Annotated in this window: 18 protein-coding genes; 10 read left to right on the top strand and 8 right to left on the bottom strand. The window is 69.8% G+C overall.

All coding sequences use genetic code 11. The features are described from left to right. The first annotated feature begins 1 nt into the window (after position 1). The gene (locus DFJ67_RS12925; RefSeq protein ID WP_116068099.1) at positions 2-1,030 is read left to right on the top strand and encodes an ABC transporter ATP-binding protein; all 1,029 of its coding nucleotides are present in this window, start codon (positions 2-4) and stop codon (positions 1,028-1,030) included. Between the two features lie 25 nt (positions 1,031-1,055). Here DFJ67_RS12925 and DFJ67_RS12920 read toward each other — a convergent pair whose 3' ends face one another. From DFJ67_RS12920 to folP, 7 genes are all read right to left on the bottom strand, one after another. Next, positions 1,056-1,550, bottom strand: a complete 495-nt coding sequence (locus tag DFJ67_RS12920) for a hypothetical protein (protein WP_116068098.1) — start codon at positions 1,548-1,550, stop codon at positions 1,056-1,058. A gap of 81 nt (positions 1,551-1,631) precedes the next feature. Further along, the gene (locus DFJ67_RS12915) at positions 1,632-1,931 is read right to left on the bottom strand and encodes a hypothetical protein (RefSeq protein ID WP_116068097.1); all 300 of its coding nucleotides are present in this window, start codon (positions 1,929-1,931) and stop codon (positions 1,632-1,634) included. Between the two features lie 43 nt (positions 1,932-1,974). After that, positions 1,975-3,285: an ABC transporter permease gene (locus DFJ67_RS12910; RefSeq protein WP_239097225.1), complete on the bottom strand. Its 1,311-nt coding sequence runs from the start codon at positions 3,283-3,285 to the stop codon at positions 1,975-1,977. A gap of 85 nt (positions 3,286-3,370) precedes the next feature. Further along, the gene (locus DFJ67_RS12905; RefSeq protein WP_203783630.1) at positions 3,371-3,898 is read right to left on the bottom strand and encodes a DUF3180 domain-containing protein; all 528 of its coding nucleotides are present in this window, start codon (positions 3,896-3,898) and stop codon (positions 3,371-3,373) included. Next, on the bottom strand, positions 3,895-4,422 hold the full coding sequence (gene folK, locus DFJ67_RS12900) for a 2-amino-4-hydroxy-6-hydroxymethyldihydropteridine diphosphokinase (protein ID WP_116068095.1): 528 nt from the start codon (positions 4,420-4,422) through the stop codon (positions 3,895-3,897). Before folK ends, DFJ67_RS12905 begins: the two co-directional genes overlap by 4 nt. After that, on the bottom strand, positions 4,419-4,787 hold the full coding sequence (folB, locus tag DFJ67_RS12895; RefSeq protein ID WP_116068094.1) for a dihydroneopterin aldolase: 369 nt from the start codon (positions 4,785-4,787) through the stop codon (positions 4,419-4,421). The genes folK and folB overlap by 4 nt, the downstream gene beginning before the upstream one ends. Next, positions 4,780-5,625, bottom strand: a complete 846-nt coding sequence (gene folP, locus DFJ67_RS12890; RefSeq protein WP_409362930.1) for a dihydropteroate synthase — start codon at positions 5,623-5,625, stop codon at positions 4,780-4,782. The genes folB and folP overlap by 8 nt, the downstream gene beginning before the upstream one ends. A gap of 356 nt (positions 5,626-5,981) precedes the next feature. Here folP and DFJ67_RS12885 point away from each other — a divergent pair, with 356 nt between their 5' ends. From DFJ67_RS12885 to DFJ67_RS12855, 7 genes are all read left to right on the top strand, one after another. After that, positions 5,982-6,275, top strand: a complete 294-nt coding sequence (locus DFJ67_RS12885) for a hypothetical protein (protein WP_116076126.1) — start codon at positions 5,982-5,984, stop codon at positions 6,273-6,275. 15 nt (positions 6,276-6,290) lie between these two features. Further along, a complete protein-coding gene (locus tag DFJ67_RS12880; protein ID WP_116068092.1) occupies positions 6,291-6,653 on the top strand; it encodes a hypothetical protein in 363 nt (120 codons plus the stop codon). A gap of 172 nt (positions 6,654-6,825) precedes the next feature. Further along, positions 6,826-10,446, top strand: a complete 3,621-nt coding sequence (locus DFJ67_RS12875; RefSeq protein ID WP_409362928.1) for an ATP-binding protein — start codon at positions 6,826-6,828, stop codon at positions 10,444-10,446. Position 10,447: 1 nt separating this feature from the next. Then, positions 10,448-12,355: an MFS transporter gene (locus DFJ67_RS12870; RefSeq protein WP_116068091.1), complete on the top strand. Its 1,908-nt coding sequence runs from the start codon at positions 10,448-10,450 to the stop codon at positions 12,353-12,355. 4 nt (positions 12,356-12,359) lie between these two features. After that, positions 12,360-12,929: a hypothetical protein gene (locus DFJ67_RS12865; protein ID WP_147315501.1), complete on the top strand. Its 570-nt coding sequence runs from the start codon at positions 12,360-12,362 to the stop codon at positions 12,927-12,929. Then, on the top strand, positions 12,926-14,065 hold the full coding sequence (locus DFJ67_RS12860) for a M23 family metallopeptidase (RefSeq protein WP_116068089.1): 1,140 nt from the start codon (positions 12,926-12,928) through the stop codon (positions 14,063-14,065). Before DFJ67_RS12865 ends, DFJ67_RS12860 begins: the two co-directional genes overlap by 4 nt. A 35-nt stretch (positions 14,066-14,100) precedes the next feature. Further along, the gene (locus tag DFJ67_RS12855) at positions 14,101-14,706 is read left to right on the top strand and encodes a hypothetical protein (protein ID WP_116068088.1); all 606 of its coding nucleotides are present in this window, start codon (positions 14,101-14,103) and stop codon (positions 14,704-14,706) included. Here DFJ67_RS12855 and DFJ67_RS12850 read toward each other — a convergent pair whose 3' ends face one another. Continuing rightward, positions 14,707-15,201 (bottom strand): hypothetical protein, encoded by a 495-nt coding sequence (locus tag DFJ67_RS12850; protein WP_147315500.1) that lies wholly within the window; start codon positions 15,199-15,201, stop codon positions 14,707-14,709. It abuts the gene before it with no gap. A gap of 77 nt (positions 15,202-15,278) precedes the next feature. Here DFJ67_RS12850 and DFJ67_RS12845 point away from each other — a divergent pair, with 77 nt between their 5' ends. Further along, on the top strand, positions 15,279-17,849 hold the full coding sequence (locus tag DFJ67_RS12845) for an FtsK/SpoIIIE domain-containing protein (protein ID WP_409362929.1): 2,571 nt from the start codon (positions 15,279-15,281) through the stop codon (positions 17,847-17,849). After that, complete coding sequence (locus DFJ67_RS12840) at positions 17,846-18,622, top strand: hypothetical protein (protein ID WP_239097226.1); 777 nt, start codon at positions 17,846-17,848, stop codon at positions 18,620-18,622. The genes DFJ67_RS12845 and DFJ67_RS12840 overlap by 4 nt, the downstream gene beginning before the upstream one ends. Positions 18,623-18,629 lie beyond the last annotated feature (7 nt).

Raw genomic sequence — 18,629 nt, 5'->3', positions numbered from 1 at the left:
GGTGGACGCTACCCCGGAGGGCGGTGCGAGCGCGCCGGCCGATCGCAAGGCCGCGCCAATCGAGCTGCGGGACGTGCGCAAGCAATACCCCGACGGCACGGTGGCGGTCGACAAACTGAGCCTGTCCGTAAACGCCGGCGAACTCGCCGTGCTGATCGGCCCGTCGGGCTGCGGCAAGTCGACGGTGCTGCGCATGATCAACCGGTTGATCGAGCCGACCGCGGGCGAGATCCTGATCGACGGCGAAGACGTGACCGGTGTTGACGCGGTGCGACTGCGCCGACGCATCGGGTATGTGATCCAGAACGTCGGGCTCTTTCCACACCAGACAATCCACACAAATGTGGGAACCGTGCCCCGCCTGCTCGGCTGGCCCAAGCAGGCCATCCGGGCCCGCGCCGACGAGTTGCTCGACCTGGTCGGCCTCGACCCGGCCCGCTACGGCAAGCGCTACCCGCACGAGCTCTCCGGCGGTCAGCGCCAGCGGGTCGGCTTCGCGCGCGCCCTGGCCGCCGACCCCGTCGTACTCCTGATGGATGAGCCCTTCTCCGCCGTCGACCCGATCGCCCGCTCCGGTTTGCAGCGCGAGTTCCTTCGGCTGCAGGCCGAAGTGCGCAAGACCGTGGTGCTGGTCACCCACGACCTCGACGAGGCCGTGCGGATGGGCGACCGGATCGTGGTCCTCTCGCAGGGCGGCCACCTCGAGCAGTTCGGCACCCCGGCGCAACTCCTCGGTGAGCCGGCGTCGCCGTTCGTCCGCGAGTTCGTCGGCAAGGACCGCGGCATCCGCCGGCTCGCCGTGATGCCGGTCACCGAAGACATGCTGACCCCGGCCGGCGACGTGACCGACCAACTGCCGGCCGTCGACCTGGGCACCTCGCTCTACGACGCGCTCGCGGCGATGCTGGTCACCAACGCCGACTACGCCGAGGTCAAGGACGGCGCGCGCACGGCCGGCCTGATCAGCCGGCACCGGATCCTGAGCATCGACTACCCCGCCGAACAGGCCGAAGACCCGTCGGGGGAATGACGGGTCCTCGGCTGGTCGGCGCGGGTCAGCTTCGGGTGCCTCGCCAGCCGCCCAACGTGGCGATGCCGATGATCCAGCCGACGAACAGGCCGTAGGCGGCGCCCTGGCCGGCGGCGTTGAACGCGCTCAGCAGCGACGGGTTGCTGTGCACCAGCGCGGTGATCAGACCGGCGAACGCGCCGGCGAAGATGTAGGCGCCCCAGCCGGCGAAGAACTGGCTGAGAGTGCCGCGGGCCCGGGCGAGTTGGCTGCCGGGCAGCAGGTAGAGGAACAGCGCCGTGAGCACCACGACGAGAATCGCGCGCAGGTCGTCGGCAAGCACATCCCGGAGCGAGTCGCTGGAGTCGAACCGCCACGCCGGGTAGGCGAGCAGGCGGAGGAACCAACCGCCGGCCGTCTTGTCGGAGTAGTTCGAGGTGACCCAGTCGCGATACCAGGGGCTACCGAAGACCAGCACCAGGACCAGGGCAGCGATGGTGCCCGATCCGGTAGCGGTCTTGTATCGGTTGGTGAGAGCCATGGCGCCGTAATTCCCGGCGGAATCCGGCCCCGAAACCTACGCGAGTTATATGCATCGATTTGTCCGATGCCCGCGCGGGCCCTACTTGGGTGCGTCGTGCTTGAGCAGGTAGTCGATGAACTTCGCCCGCAGCAGCGGCTCGTCGTCGCCGAAGTCGTGCCCCTCGAACTCCCGGAAGAGCGCGTACCACTCGTCGAGGGTCGGGCCAAACGCGTGGGACCCGCCATCGAGGCTCGCCGCGTTCTCGGCGTCCGGCAGGTGCTGCACGATGTCCCAGTAGAAACCCACGTCGAGGTGCTTGCGCGCGACGTGGAACGCCCGCTCGCGCAACTCCTCGGTGGACAGGGCGTCCAGCGCGGCGAACTCCGGCGATTCGGTCATGATCCGAGCCTAGCCCGCCAACCGCCCGGACGCCCGGGTCGGGTCAGCGGTCTCCGCCACTCCACCGCTCGGTGTCCCAGGTGTCGGCCCGGCTCTCGGTCGGCTGTGCCGGCAACGTCGACGACCACGAGTCGGTGCGCTCGCCGATCGGTGAGCGCGGGGCCGGCGCCGGCGCCATCGGCGGGCCCGTGGTGGTGGTCTGCCAGGGGGTGTCGTCGATCCCGGCCGACTTGGGCCGCCCGAACGTCTCCACGAGCCGGGTCACCACCAGGCCGAGCGCGACCGCCCCGGCGCCCAGCACCGCGGGCGTGATGTCGTCCCAGCCGCGCTCGGTGATGTAGCGCTGACCGACGACGAGCAGCGCCACGGCGAAGACCGTGCCGAAGACCCCACCGCGACGGCCGTAGGCACTGGTGCCGCCGAGCAGCGCCGCGCCGACCGCGAGGCCGGTCCACTCGAGGCCGCTGCTGGGCGCGATCGGGCCGTCGGAGGAGGCGGCGATCAGCACGCCGGCGCCGGCCGCGAGAGGCATCGAGATGGCGATCGCGCCGCCGGTGAGCGCCGCGGCGACCGGGCCGCGTCGCCGGGCCGGGTCGGCGACCGGGCGGAACCGGCCGACCGAGCGGCGGACCGACTTGACGGTGCCGAGCAGGCCACCCAGCACGGCCACGATGGCGACGCCGGCGAAGAGGTAGAGCGCGTGATCGGTGGGGTCGTAGCCGCCCTGCACGTTGACCGGCAGGGGCCGGCGCTGGATGAAGACCAGCACGCCGAGCGCGGCGGCGAGGCTGGCCGCCCAGCCAGGAACGTGGAAGACCACCACGACGATGCCCACCAGCAGGCCGAGCACGAGGGCGGCGACCGTGGCCTGGGCGAGCGTGGGGACGATGCCGCGGTCGCCGTTTTCGGCGAAGTGCAGCGCCGAAGCGACCGCGACCGGGCCGAGTGCGAGGTTGACCGCGCCCGCGCGCAGCGTCAGGCCGGCCCCCATCGCGAGCAGACCCAGCGCCGCACCGGCGACCAGCAGTTGCTCGAGCGCGTTTCCGCGTAACGCTCCGGAGTCTTCGCGGATCAGGAGGTAGCCGACGCCACCGACCGCGAGCAGGAGGACGACCTCCCAGATGATGTGGAACGCCAACCGGTCGCGCCCCGGCTCACCGTGCGCGGGGTCGTCGAAGACGTCGTCGAGGACCGCCGCGGGAACGCCCTGCCGCCCGGGGTCGGTGGTGTCCGTGCTGCGCAGGTCACCAATGCCGAACTCGCCCGACGGATAGTCGTCGCGGTAGTCGCCCGGACCGCCCGCGTCGAGACTGTCGCCCTCGCGTCGCCGGTAAATCGAATCGTCGTAGCCCATCAGGTGCGCGCCTTCCTACCATTCGCACGCACCCTAACCGCGCCTATGCCCGCACGTCACCCCCTGTGCACGACGGGCGGCCGGCTCAGGGCCGGGTCGACCGGGCGTCGTCGTCGTGGTTCTCGTCTTCGTCGTCGCGCTTGGGCACGCGGCAGGCGCGTTCGAGGAACAACGCGGCGATGACCAGGATGATCGAGCCGACCACACCACCGATCGCGGCCGGCAGGTCGTGGTGGGCGGCATCGGTGTGCTTGAAGATCAAAAAGATCAGCAAACCGGCGAAGAACCCGCCGAAGATCGCGCCGACCAGCGACGACGCCTTGGCCAGCACCGCGAAGCGCGCCACCGCGAGCGGGTCGACCGCGGGGTGGCCGGGCTTGCGCTGTATGCGGGCCCGGGTGTTGAGCGCGAGATAGCCCTCCAGCACGCCCAGGCCGGCCAGCACGGCGGTCGGCGACCAGGGCAGGTCGGGCAGGCTCGCGTAGGTCATGCTGACCAGCAGCCACGCAAGGGCGGCGGCCACCAGCGCGGCGAGCACCAGCGTCGCCGGCTGGGTCGGACCCATCCGGGGCCGGTGCGGCCCGGGGCCGCGCGGGGGAGACTGCTGGCTCATCCCGCCGACTGTATCCGCAGATCCGGTCGGGCACGCACCGCCGCGACGTCGCTCGCGAGCGGCTCGCCGCGCAGCAGGTCGTCGATCCGGCCGTGACCGGGCAGCTCACCGTCTGGATCGAGGTCGGCCCACGGCCGGAGCACGAACGCCCGCAGATGGGCCCGGGGATGCGGCAACGTCAGCACCGGATCGTCGCTGAGCACCGGTTGGCCCTCGGCGTCGAACACGACAATCACATCGATATCGAGCGTACGCGGGCCGAATTGCCTATTGGGGTCGCGTACCCGACCTTCTTCGGTTTCGATCGCCTGTGCCCGGTCGAGCCAGTCACGCGCGGTCGCGGTTTCGTCTTTCACCAGCGCGATGGCATTGAGATAGCTCGGCTGGTCCGGATCGCCCCAAGGCGGGGTCTCATAAACCTTTGACACCGATTCGAGTACGGGCGTCAGCTCGGCAATGGCGGCCGTCAAGTGGGCCAGCCGGTCACCAAGATTGCTGCCGAGCGACAGGACGGCCCGGGTCAGCGCTCCGCCCTCCCGCGCCGCAGGCGCACCGCGACGTCGGCGAACTCGTGCGGGATCGGCGCGTGCGGCTTGTGCACGGTGACCGTCGCGGTCTGCACCCGCTCGTCGTCGAGGCAGACGTCGACCAGCCGGTCGGCGAGCGTCTCGATCAGGTCGACCGGCTCACCGGTGATCACCTTGACCAGCTTGCCGGCCAGCACCCCGTAGTCGACCGTCTTGGTCAGGTCGTCGTCGCGGGCGGCCGCGCTCAGGTCGAGCTCGAGGGCGACGTCGACCAGAAAGTCCTGCCCCTCGGCGCGCTCGGCCGGCAGCACGCCGTGCCGGCCGCGGGCCCGCAGCCCCTTGAGCGTGATCCGGTCAGCCATCGTGGTTCTCCCCCGGTTGAGCCAGCCGCGGGCGTCCACTGGCCCGCCACACGGCGATCGCGTCGGTAGTCTCCCGCACGTCGTGCACCCGCACGCCCCAGGCACCGGCGGCGACCGCGAGCACGCTGGTCGCGACGGTCGCGGCGGTGCGCTGGTCGACCGGCCGAGGTGCGCCGTCGGGCCCGGCGAGCAGCCGGCCGAGGTAGGACTTGCGGCTCGCGGCGAACAGCACCGGGTAGCCCAGCGAGATGAACTCCGGCAACCGGATCGTGAGCTGCCAGTTGTGCTCGGCATTCTTGGCGAAACCCAGGCCGGGGTCGATCACGATCCGGTCGGCGGGCACACCGGCGGCGAGCGCGTCGTCGATCCGCTGGCTCAGCTCGGCGCGGACCTCGGAGACCACGTCGCGGTAGTTGGCCAGGTCGGCCATCCGGCGGGAGTGGCCGCGCCAGTGCATCAGCACCCACGGGCAGCCGGCGCCGGCCACCACCTTGGCCATGTCGGGATCGGCGAGGCCGCCGGAGACGTCGTTGACCACGGTCGCGCCGGCTTCCAGCGCGGCCGCGGCGACACTGGCCCGGGTGGTGTCGATGCTCATCGGGACACCGAACGCGGCGAGCTCGCGGATGACCGGCAGGACCCGGGCCGCCTCGGTCTCGGGGTCGACCCGATCGGCGCCCGGCCGGGTCGACTCGCCGCCGACGTCGACCAGGTGCGCGCCGTCGCGGTGCATGGCCAGGCCGTGTTCGACAGCGGCGGCGAGACCGCCGCCGGCGTCGGTGGAGAAGTAGCGCCCGCCGTCGGAGAACGAGTCGGGCGTGACGTTGAGGACGCCCATCACCACGGGGTCGGGCGACCGCAGCAGATCGGCCACCCGTAGACCGTACCGTCTCGATTTTCGAACTCGTGTGCCACGGCCGCCACACCGGGCACAGGGGCCACACCGGGCCCATTCTTCGTAGCTTGTTCGAAGGAGGGCTCCGCCGTACGCTTTGCAATTGCTAATGATTCCGGCGCCAAGACGGAGGAGACGGGCCGAAAGCGGGACAAAACACCCGAGTATGAGACACCGTTAGCGGTGAGCGCACAACACCCAGGTTGCCGGACACGACGTACGACAAAACGTCACCCGAACGCCTGACAATCACAGTGCCGCGGCTCCGCCGGCCGCTCGGCACCGGGGAGGTTTTTCCGATGATCGCCACTGAGCTCGTCCAGCAGGCGTCGGGCGTGCTCGCCCACGTCATAGCGGGTGAGGCAGACCCCAAGGGCATCGACACGCAAAACATCGTCAGCTTCTTCGCTGGCAAGGTGGCGCCGATCCTGCTCGCGGTCCTTGGCGTGATCTTTATCGGACGCGCGAGCAAGGGTGAGGTCTCCAAGGTCCTGACCAGCTCGGCCATCGCCATCGTCGGCCTAGCGTTCATCGCGGGCGCGGCGACGCTGTTCTTCGTCGGCGACTTCCTGATCCAGCTGATCTTCGAATAGGCCGCGGGGCACGAGATGCGGCTGCGCACCGACGACGACATCTACCGGGCTCGCCTGGTCTACCTGGGCCCGCCGGGATACACGCTTCCGGTCCACCTGCCCTACGCGCAATACGGGCTGTTCATGCTCCTCGTGCCGCTCTATGTCTTCATCCACTATCTCTTCACGTTCCGCGTCGACCTGTTCCCGGCCTGGGAGATCGCGCTCGCCATCGTGACGACGTCGTTCATCTTTAGGCACGTCGACCCCGACCGCCCGGCCCGAGTGGTGATCCGCACCGCGCTCACCGACTGGCGCCGCACCCGCGAGCCCGCCGTCGAGCAGCGCGACCCACGTCTGGTCGCAACCAAGATCCGGATTCGCGAGGAGCTGGTATGACCCGGCACCCCCGAGGCGCGTTCGCGGAACGGAGCGAGGTCCTCGCATGAATCGACCGGTCCCGCCGGAGTCCCGTCCGGCCGACACGCAGTCCGGAAGCGCTGGTCACCGTCCGCGATCAAGCGACTACCCTGCGACGGATCTTGATGAGGATCGCACGGATAACGAGCTGGTGACCACTCCGGGCCACGGCTCGGTCGCCGTCTTCCAAGCGCCGGGGCCGGCCCGCTCCCGCCCGGCCGACGAGCGCGGCCGCAGCGTGCCGGCCGGGCGCCGTCCCGCGCCGCCCGAGGCCGACATCGACTCGCCGTTCCTCGACCTCTTCGGCGGGGCCGCGCCACCGCAGCCCGGCGGTCCGGTCGCCGACCCGACCGACCCGGCCGGCGGCCGCCACGCAGCGGGCTTGGCCAACGGCAACGGTGCCCATGGGGTCGGGGTCGAGCCGGCCGACGCAGACGCCGAGCCGCTGCCCTTCGACAGCGACGGTGGCCAGCTGGCGGTCGAGGCCGCGCCGCACTACCCGACGATCAGCGATCCGTTCCCGATCACCGCTGAACCATCGCGCCGCGGCGGCGCCGACCGACCGCGCCGCGACGGCGACCTTGCGGGCCGCATCGAAGGCTTGCGTCCCGGTGCTGGCGAAGCGCTGCGCCCCGGCACCGGTGAGCCGGCTGGCCGCACTGCCGAAGACTCACTGCGCTCCGGCGCGGGCGAACCCGCGACCTGGGGTGACGAGGCGCGCGGCGGCGGCGACGCGACGCGACGCGATGGGGAGTTGCGGCCGAGGCCTGCTGAGTCGCCGCGACCGGGGGTTGACCGCCAGCGGATCGTCAGCCGGGCCAATCGGGCGCCGTCCGACAACCGGAGTGGGTGGCGCGGCGAGCCGCGGGCCGACGCGTTCCTCGAGCCGGGCGCCGAGGCATTGCCCGAGCTTCCCGAGTCGCGCCCGGAGCCGCGGCGGCGGTCCGAGCCGCCGACGTCGAGCCGCCTGGCCGCGCCACAGCAGCCGGCCCGGCCGCGCCGGCCGGCGGCGGGGCCCGGCAATGCCGTACACCCGTTGCCGTCTGCTCCGGAGCGTGGTGCGGAGGTGGCGCCGCGCCCGGAGCGCGCGCCCGACCGGCCCGGCGCGCAGTTACCGATCGTGCGCGAGCCCGCGCAGCCGCCCCGGCGCAAGGAGAAGGAGCGGCGCGAGCCGGCGAAGAAGCCGGTCACGGTCAAGCCGCCGGCGATCAAGTTCGGCGACCGCGACCCGAGCATCGGGCTCGCCATCACCGAGATCGCCGGCCACCTGACGTTCACGCCCAACACGGTGACCGCGTGGTACTGGCTGCCCGAGGTGCGCTGGGCCTTCCGCCCAGACGCCGAACGCGAGGCGCTGCTCTCCGCGATCTCGGAGCAATATGCCGGGCTTGCCGGCTTCCGGCTGCATCTGCGGCGCACCACCCGGCCCTTCCCGGCCGACGAGTGGGCCCGCACCGTCGACCAGCACACGCCGGCACCGCTGCCCAGCGTTCCGGGCTCCGTCTCCTGGTCCGACCACCTCGTCGCCGCCCAGCGCCACCTGCTGTCCGTCAACCATGCCGAGGGGCAGACCTACCTGGGCGTGACGTTCGCCCGGCGGTCGCTCGGCAACACCCTGACCGAGCGGGTGCTGCGCAGCTTCGGCCGCGGCGTCGCCGAGGGTGAGCGGCGCAAGCTGGGTCGCACCGTCGAGCAGTTCGACGAGGTGCTGGGCGCGTTCGGCATGCGCGGCCGCCGAGTCACGCCGACCGAGCTCGAGTGGCTGCTCTACCGCTCGGTCGCGCTGTGCATGGAGCCGCCGCGCACGCTGTCGCCGGTCTCCAACGGCCAGTGGGAACGCGGTGACCTGCTCGGGCTGACCGAGCAGATCGAGCGCTACCGCACGCCCTACGGTTCGACGGTCAAGCTGGTCAACCGGATGACCGGCGAGGAGCGACACGTCGCGGTGCTCGCCGTCGGCCGGATGGAGCCACTGGAGATCCCGGAGCGACACGAGCCGTGGATGCATTTCCACGAGCGGCTGCCGTGGCCGATGGAGATCTCGTCGCGGGTCGACGTGCTCGGCTCCGGTGACTCGTTCCGCAACCTCGAACACCGGCTCCGGATGATCCGGTCGCAGCAACTCGACTACGCCGAGCACGGCATCGACGCCCCACCCGAGCTGGAGCGTCTCGCCAAGCGAGCCCTGGTCATCGGCGATGAGATGACCACCGGCATGCCGGTCGAGTCGGCCCGCGCGCACGGCTGGCACCGCATCGCCGTCGGCGGCCGCACCCGCGACGAGTGCCTCGAGCGGGCGCGCCGTTTGATCCAGCTCTACTCGCGCGAACTGCGCATCTCGCTCCAGCACCCGAAAAATCAAGACTGGCTGGCCCGCGAGTTCATCCCGGGCGAGCCGATCGCCAACACCGGCTACATCCGGCGGATGCCGGTCAAGCTCCTCGCGGCCGCGTTGCCGCAGGCCGCGTCAACGGTCGGCGACCGGCGCGGCGATCTGATCGGCCGCACCGCCGGCACCTGCCGCCGCCCGGTCTTCCTGGATTTGCACTTCCCGATGGAAGTACGCGAGCGCTCCGGCCTGGCGGTCTTCGTCGCCGAGCCCGGCGGTGGCAAGTCGACCCTGCTGGGCGCGCTGGGCTACCTGGCAGCCAGGCGCGGCGTCCAGGTCACCCTGCTCGACCCGTCGGGCCCGCTGGCCCGGTTGTGCTCGATGCCGGAGCTACGCCCGTTCTCAAGGGTGCTCAACCTGACGGGTTCCGAGGCCGGCACGCTGGCCCCCTACGCGCTGATCCCGACGCCGCTGCGCACGGAGTTCTCGCTGGGCGCGCCGGGCGACCGCGAATACGAGATCGCGGTCTCCAACTCGCGGGCCGAGCGCCGGATGCTCGTGCAGGACATCTGCCAGATGCTGGTACCGCCGCAGGTGGCCCGCCAGGCGTCGACGGCAACGCTGTTCCGGCACGCGGTGCGCCAGGTGCCCGCGGAGGAGACGTCGACCCTCGACGACATCGTCGCCTGCCTGGCCGCGATGGACGACGACGACGGCAAGGAACTGGCCAACCTGCTCCTCGACACAGCCGAAATGCCGTTGGCGCTGTTGTTCTTCGGCCGCCCGCCAGAACACCTCCTGGGCTCCGACGCCGCCTTGACCGTCATCACCATGGCCGGCCTACGCCTCCCCGACCTCAAGATCGAGCGCGAATACTGGTCGGCCGAGGAATCACTGGCACTGCCGATGCTGCACACCGCACACCGCCTCGCGGTCCGCCGCTGCTACGGCGGCTCGATGTCACAACGCAAACTGGTCGGCCTGGACGAGGCCCACTTCATGGAGGGCTGGCGCTCGGGTCGGTCGTTCCTGGTCCGCCTGGCCCGAGACTCCCGCAAGTGGAACCTGGCGGCCCTGGTCGCGTCACAGAACCCCCGCGACATCCTGGGCCTGGACGTGCAAAACCTGGTCTCGACAGTCTTCGTGGGCCGCATCGCGGAAGACCAGGAAATCGCCTCCGAGGCGCTGCGCCTTTTGCGGGTCCCGGTCAACGACGGCTACGAGGCCACCCTCGCCTCGCTATCCAACGTCGACACATCATCGTCGGCCCGCTTGGGCTTCCGCGAGTTCGTCATGCGCGACGTAGACGGCCGGGTCCAAAAGATCCGCGTCGACGTCTCCTACGTCGAGGGCCTGCTGGACCACCTGGACACCACGCCGGCAGCGGCCGCGACACCGTCCATCCTGCCGCCCCCCGGCACCCCCGCCGACCTGGAGGAGTGAGATGACTCGGGCGCGAGCACGGGTAACTTCTCTGATCCTCGCCTTGCTGGTGACGGCCCTGGCCACCATCAGCTGGCCCGCCCTCGGCGCCGCCGCGGCCCCCGTACCCACCCGGGCGCCGGGTGACGTGTGCTCAATCGAGCAGTGGGAAGCCAACTTCAAGGCATGCGTCGACAAGTTGCCAGACGTTGCCGCCGAGCGAGCACAGTGCCTAAAGGCCCCTACACCGAGCACACCCGATTCTGGACTGGCCGGCTGGTTCGCCGACCGCCCAGAGAGTGCCAAGAAGTCGGGGCTCACCGGTATGTACGGCAGGTACGGCTACGCCGGCTACAGCTACACCACGTACGACGTCGACGGTGGCTGCGCCTCGACGCTGTTGCATCCGGACTACCGATTCCTCACAACCGTAGCCAATGGCGAATTTATGATCGCGACAGCAGTTGTTGGCGCGTCAAACGCTGTTCGCGAGCGCGCATGGGATCCACAGTCCATGTGGGGCTGGGCTGACCCTCTGGTCGACCAGGCGACAAAGGCCGTCTATACCAAGGTGTTCACCGCGTTTGGCGGCATAACACTCGCGATCGTTGGGCTCTACCTCATCTGGCGGTCCCGGCAGTCGGATATGAGCAACGCGATGACGACGACAGGCTGGGCGCTACTAGTTATGGTCGCTGTCACCGCTCTGGCCGCCTGGCCAGTCAAGTCGGCGAACATGGCTGACGGCACGCTGGTGAGCGCGCTGGGCGTCGTCCACGATGCGGTTGGACCGCGTCCAAAGGACGGTCCGTGTGTGCTTGGCGATCCAGAGGCGTGCAAGGACAACCGTCCACCCGCAGTTCGGGCCAGCGACACGGTCACCGAGACGATGCTCTACCGCAACTGGGTCCGTGGCGTCCTCGGCTCGGCTGACAGCGATGTAGCCAAGAAGTACGGGCTGGCTCTCTACGACGCTAAATCGCTCACGTGGCCCGAGTTGGAGCGGCTCCGCGCCAATCCAAAAGACCGCGACGACATCATTGCGCAGAAGAGCCGCCAATGGATGAAGGTCGCCGAACAGATCAAAACTGAGGACCCTGAAGCGTATGAATACCTCCAGGGAAGTCGCGACATGGACCGGGTGGGCGCTGGGTTCATCGCGCTGCTCGCCGCGTTCCTCTTCGCGTTGTTCGACCTCACCGCGTCGTTGCTCGTACTTCTTGGATTCCTGATCTTCCGATGGGCGGTCATCGCCGCACCGATCCTTGGCACGGTCGGGCTGATGCGGCCGGCAAGCGCCGGAATCCGGAGGCTTGCCAACGCAGTGGTCGCCGCAGTTTTCAATATCGCGATCTTCGGTACAGGTGCGGCTATCTACCTCTTCGCTGTCGATCTGATCATGAACACGCCGACACTTCCGGGGTGGCTTCAGGTTGTCCTGGTCTGGCTTTCCGGTGTGGTGGGCTGGCTCCTCCTCCGTCCTTACCGACGGATCACTCAGCTGGGAGGCAAGGACAGCACGGCTGCCATCACGTCGGCCGGCTCCTGGCACCGCCGCTTCTTCCGGGACATGCGCGAGGCAGCTAAATTGGATGTGGTCGAACCGGGCGGCACCAGCGAGCCACGGATCGGCAAACGCCGAGGCGTAGTCGCAGAACAGACTTCGCTCCGACCCGAAGCGCGACTCGAGGACCCGAGCCACGCGGTGCCCAGCGTCGAGCGGACGCGGACTGAAGAGCGCCCCGATGTCCCGACGCCGGCTCCGGCTCGAACCTCGACCGGCTCATCAGCCCGCCCTCGATCCACTCGATGGGTAGAGCCAGACGTTCCGGATACGGCGCCGGCGAGCTACGCGATCTACCGGCCGGAATCGACCAAGGACGTTTCCCCCGCACCGGCTCCGCCACGAGTGCGGTCCGAGGCGAGGTGACCACGTGCGGCGGGTGCTTCAGATCCTTGGTACCGCGGCGCTCCGATCTCGCATCGGCATCGCTTTAGTCCTGGTCATCGTGGTCCTCGCCGTAGTTGGCGTAGCTCGCGTGTTCTCGGGTCCCGAGGATGTGAGAACGGGGGCGGTTGGTCCGGTGGACACCTCGACGGCCACGTCTGCGGCCGCTCCGAAAGAAGGCGATGACGGTGTCGTCGAGCCCTCACCTGAGTCTTCCACCGCGCTGGACCCAGGACCGAGTCTGAGTCCCGGCGCCCGACGACCCGAGACCGTTGCCGAGGCATTCGCTGGCGACTGGCTTGACCGCACCGCCAAGGCCGACGCTTGGTACGAGGCGCTGCTGATCAACTCCACTCCGACGCTAGCTGCGAAGCTCAAGGGCGTCGACCCGGTCGTGGTCCCGGCAGACCGTTTGACCGGGCCAGCAACGGTGGTACCGCGGGGCAGTGGCTTGGTGGAGGTCAGCTATCCGGTCGACTCCGGAACTCTGCTACTCCGGTTGGTCGTCGGCGAAGGCCGATGGTTGGTGGACGGTGTCGACTGGGAGCGCGGATGACGCAGACCGAGGAACTCGACACCGCGGTCAGACGCCGCAGGCCGCGAACCGTTGTGCTTTTGACGGCGCTCACCGCCTCCCTGGCACTGCTCTGCTGTGCCGGGGGGACCGCCGCTTTCTTCCTTGACGGGCTAAGCAATGACGACCAGGTGCTGTCGACCTACGGTTGCGGCGAGGCAGGCCCGTTGCCCGCCAACGGCGAGATGCCCAAAGTTGCGGGATACAGCGAAGCCCAGATGCGCAACGCGGCCACAATCATCAACGTGGGCGCGCAACTCAAGGTGCCACCCAAGGGATGGGTGATCGCGATCGCCACTGCGATACAGGAGTCGTCGCTAACCAACCTGGGTGACCTGGGAGCCCGAAACGATCACGACTCGCAAGGGCTGTTTCAGCAACGGCCGAGCCAAGGGTGGGGCACGCCGAAGCAGGTGCGCGACCCCGTTTACGCGAGCCGCAAGTTCTACCAGAAGCTCGTAAAGATCCCTGGTTGGGAGAAGATGGCGCTCACCGACGCGGCTCAGGAGGTCCAGCGGAGCGCGTTCCCCGATGCCTACGCGAAGCACGAGCCGGACGCGGCCGAGATCGTGAACCTGCTGGCCGACGGCGCCGGCAGGGCATCCGCCACGAAGGCGACGTTGAGCTGCGCGGCAATGGGCGACGTGGCGGCCTCGGGTTGGACTGCCCCGGTGAAGGACGGAGTCGTCTCCGGCTTCCGCACAGCCGAGCGGCCAGATCACCAAGGTGTCGACCTTGGCGCGTCGCGCGGCGACGACATCCTGGCTGCTGCCGACGGCACTGTCATCGTCTCCCGCTGCGACAACGACAGCAGCCCTCCCTACCGGTGTGATCGCGATGGATCCCCGTCCACGCCGGGCTGCGGCTGGTATGTCGATATCATGCACGCTGGCAAGGTGATGACCCGTTATTGCCACATGCTCTACCGACCCAAGGTTCACGTGGGCCAGACCGTCGTCGCGGGTCAGCCGATCGGCATCGTCGGCACCAGCGGTCATTCGTCGGGTCCCCACCTACACTTCGAGGTGCACCTGAACGGTGATCGGAGCAGTTCGGGTGCCACCAATCCTTTGCCGTTCATGCGCGACAAGGGAGCGCCATTGGGCACCGGCGCATAGCGCCTGACCGTCGGCGCGAGGAGCGGAGACGACGGATGAGTCGCGAACCTATGCCAGACCCGTTCGCCGGCCAGCCGGACTGGGCACCACGGCCGCCGAGGCCGATCGTGCCCGCACCGGCCGGTACGGTCACTGACCTTCGAGGACGGCGCCTGATCGTGGGCTTTCCCGGCGCCGGTTGGCGCGGCGATCTGCGCGCAGACGATCGGATCGTGCAGGGCAGCCGGACCTATGTGCCGGCGATACCCGAGCAAGAGTGGTACCGGGCGGAGTCGGAGCAGATCGAGGTGTTCGCGCCGCTGGTGCCGATCGAGCGTGTCTGGGTGGAGACGCTCGGCGACTCTGGTACCTCGCCGTCTGGCCACCGCGATGTCATTTCGAGGCTGGTGTCCCTAGACGCGCCAGCGACCCGAATGCCAGTGCCTGCGGTTGACGTAGACGCCCTCTCTGGTCGACGGATCGTCCAAGTCGTCGAGGGTGTCGAGCGACGTGACCTTAGGGCAGTCACGGAGGTGCATACGAATGCCGATGGTGACATCTGTGTACGCTTGGCAACGGAGCTGGAATGGTATCGCTGGGCCTGGAGTGGACAAGCTCCCAAGACCCTCGAGGTTCCGGTTCATCTCCTCTGGATCGAGTAGCTAGCTACTCCGTTGAGCCGAGCAGACGCGCCAGCCGCCGTTTTCGTCGATAACCGTGAACTGCCACGTCTGCAAAGAGCGTTCGCCGCCGCTGAGGCTCCGGCCGATCTCCGTGGTGACGCGGCGGTTGTTGCCATCGGGCTCAACCTGGATCGCACCCCAGTCAACCAAGATTGTCACGCCGAAACTCTGTTCTCTCATCTCGATGTCGCGTTTGAAGGCGCGCATCGGTTTGAGCCCGGCGTCTTGGGCGCACGTGTAAAGCTTCGCTGCGGCATCGTCCCGATCAACAAGGAACGCACGGAGATAGCTGGAGACAACGACGTCGGGGTTTTCGCGGTCGATGGCGGTTGCTTCGTCATAGAGGTTGATGCCTACGCCGACCCCGCCCAGGCAGAGGAGGGTCAACACCCCTGCGACCACCATCAGGATAAGGCGCAGCGGGCGGGCGCTTCGCGCGACCGGGGTCGTGCTTGCGGGGGATACGGCGGCCACATGCCGAGGTTAGCCGTACGGCGCGCGGTGGGGAGCGTGGGACATTCTGGCGCGCTGCTATACCTTCAACCCGGGAGGTGAGCGGTGTGTCCAGGGCGCAGGCGCGAGCAGTAGAGGCCGCCGCGCTGCACCGCCAGGCCGCCGCGGCTGTTGATGCTGCCGATGGGGCACTTGCCGGGGTTCGGGCGCCGGTAGCCGATGAGCGGGCGCAGCGTGAACTCGCCGAGCAGCTGCGGGCCGCGGCCAGCGTGCTTACCCCCGGGTGGCTTGGTGGTCAGCTTGACGCGCGGTTTGAAGACACGCCGCTGGGCGGGCACGGGGTCCCCGCCTTCGTACGCATCGGCACCGCCCAGCCGCTCGATGACGCCCGGTTTCCGGCGATTGTGCCTTTGCTCGGCACCGGGCATTTGACGATTGACGCCGATGCGCGCGATCCGCGCGTTGCCGGGCTGTTGCGGGCCTTGCTCTTGCGGCTGCTTGCCGCCGCCGCGCCTGGGTCCTTGCTCGTCCGCGCCGTTGACGCCGGCGGGGGGATGCTCTTCGCGCCCTTCGCCGCGCTTGCCGATGCCGGGTTGATGCCGCCGCCGGCCACCGATCGCACCGCGCTGCGGGCCGTGCTCGCCGAAGCTGAGCAGTGGGTCCGACCAGCCCGGCCGGCCGCCGCGCGGCACAACCGGCGGGAGCGCACCCTGCTCCTCGTCATTGCGTCGTTGCCCGAGTTGACCGAGAGTGCCGATCTTGCCCGCATCAGCGCACTCGCCCAAGCAGGGCCCGATGCCGGCCTGCACCTTATCGTTGCCGGCTGGCCGCCGCCGCCGTTGACGCTGGAGACGACCCAGCAGCCCATGCCGTTGGCCACCAGGATCGCTTTGCGCAACCCGCACGCACTGATTAGCGACCCGCCTGGGGCCAGTTTCGCCAAGCCGCCCAACGTCGGGCTCAACGCACCGGTCTTCCTGGATGACGACCCGCCGCCGCATCTGTTCGAGCGGGTTTGTGCCGAGCTTGGCGCGCGGTTCGCCGCGAGTTCGCGGCTGGCCCTGGCCGACCTGCTGCCCGGCGACCCGGCCGATATCTGGGCCGACGACTCCGCCTCGGGGCTGGCCACCGTCGTCGGGCACGACGGTGACCGGCCGGTCAACCTGCAGTTCAACGACCTGACTCCACACTGGATGATCGGCGGACGGTCGGGTGCCGGCAAGACGGCGTTCCTGATCAACGTGCTCTACGGGCTGGCCACGCGCTACGGGCCCGAGGAGATGACGCTCTACCTGCTCGACTTCAAAGAGGGCATCTCGTTCGCCGAGTTCGTGCCGACCGAGCGCGACCGCACCTGGCTGCCACACGCACGCGCCGTCGGTGTCGAGTCCGACCGGGAATACGGCCTGGCTGTCCTCCGCGAGCTCGACGCCGAGATGGGCCGCCGCTCGGTCGCCTACAAGAAGGCCGGCGTCACCCGCTTCACCGACCTGCGGGAAAGCCAGCGACTGCCGCGGATCGTCTGTGTCGTCGACGAGTTCCAGGTGCTGCTGGCCGGCGGCGACCGGACGGCCACCGAGGCCGTCACGCTGCTCGAGTCGCTGGCGCGTAAGGGACGCTCGTACGGCATCCATCTGATCCTGGCCAGTCAGACCGTGCTCGGGGTCGAAGCGTTGTACGCCAAGCGCGACTCGATCTTCGGTCAGTTCCCGGTGCGGGTCGCTCTGCCGGGCGGCGGAGATGTGCTCGAGCCGACCAACGACGCGGCCGCCGGCCTGCCGCTCGGTGCCGCCGTGGTCAACACCGCCGGCGGCCTCGGCGGCCCGCGCGGTGCGACCCGCGGCCACGAGCGGCTGATCCGCTTCCCCGACCCGCACGGCGACCGGTCCGCGCTGGTCAAGCTCCGGCACGGGCTCTGGGAAAGACGCCACGCCGACGCGGCGCCGCCCAAGGTCTTCGCCGGGTACGCGCATCAGCACCTCAACGACGACCCCACCTTCCGGGCGGCGCTCGCGGGGCGGATCACCCGGCCGGCCGCGCTGGTCGGGCGGCACATCGACGTGTCGCTGTCGACCGCGACGTTCCCGCTCGACACCGCGCCCGGTCGGCACCTGGCGGTGATCGGTCCGAGCACGACCGGCGCCGGCGTGCTCGACGCCGCGGCGCGGGGGGTGGCGGCACACCATCCGCCGCGCACCGCCCGCTTCGTGATCGCGTCGCTGGTCGCCGAAGGTGACGAGGTTGCCGCAGCGCTGGCCCGCGATCTCGCCGAGCACCAGGAGGTCGAGGCGGTCACCGCGGCCGGGCTCGCCGACGCGTTGACCATCGACCGCCCCGGCTACATGGTCGTGTTCGGCATGGACGCGATGGCCGGCGGCGCGCTGCCGCCCGACCGGCTCCGGCTGGTGCTGCGCACCGGTCCCGGCCGCGGCGTGCACCTGCTCTCCTGGTGGCGCGGGCTGCGCCGGTTCACCGACGAGGTCGGCACCGCTGCCCGCGAAGACGTCGCCGGCCTGGTCTTCCTCAACGTGCCCGCGTCCGATGTGAGCCTGCTGCTCAGCCGCCCGGTCGACTGGCAGCCGAGGGAAAACCGCGCGCTGCTGCACGACCGGCACACTGATCGCACCTCGGTCATCGTCCCGTTCGTCCGCCCGGAGGCCGACCGATGACGCCCCCCGAACAGCCGACCAACGGGATCCCGTTCATCGTCCCCGACCAGCCGACGCCCGTTCCCGTTCCGGTGGGACCAGGACCAGCCGTCCCCCACCAGTCCTCCTATGGCCACAAGCGCGACGACGCCGACGCCGCCTGGGACGCCTACTGCGCCGCGGCACAACGCCTCGACACGGTCCGGCGTGGCGCGGCCACGGCGGCCGGCGAGCAGGCGCAGGTGGTCAGGGCCGCACGCGACGAGCTGGCTTCGGTCCGCGCACGGCTGGTGCCGCAGCAGGCCCGGTTGCGCGAGGCCGGCGTACCCGAAACCGAACTGCACCCGACCCCCGCAGACGCCGAAGCGGCCAATCGGGCCGTCGCCGGCGGTCCGTCGGCGGTCCTCGCCGCGCTGCACCACGCCCGATCGACCGCCGACCGCGCCGACGCGGCTCTGCTCGGCGCGCCCGGCGCCGCGCTGACCCAAAAAACCCCGCCGGTCCGCACGTGGTTGCGCAACATGCTCGTCTACGGCCCGTTCTCGGCGGCGGTGCTGGCGGTGCAGATCGCCCTCCTGGTGACCGCCGGCGGCACGCCGATGTCGATCTACGCACTCGGCTGCGGCCTGACCCTGCCCCTGGCCGCGCTCGCGTTCGCGTGGGTCACCATCGGCGCCGCGTTCCCGGCACCCGGGGGCAAGGTCGACCGCACGCTCGGCATCGGCGCGATCGTCTGCTTCGCACCAGTCCTGATCACGCTCATCGGCACGGCCGTCATGGCCGTCATGAGTTAGGCGGCGC

This window comes from Asanoa ferruginea (genome assembly GCF_003387075.1).
In the GTDB taxonomy this organism is placed as follows: domain Bacteria; phylum Actinomycetota; class Actinomycetes; order Mycobacteriales; family Micromonosporaceae; genus Asanoa; species Asanoa ferruginea.
This window is presented reverse-complemented; position numbering and strand designations above follow the sequence as displayed.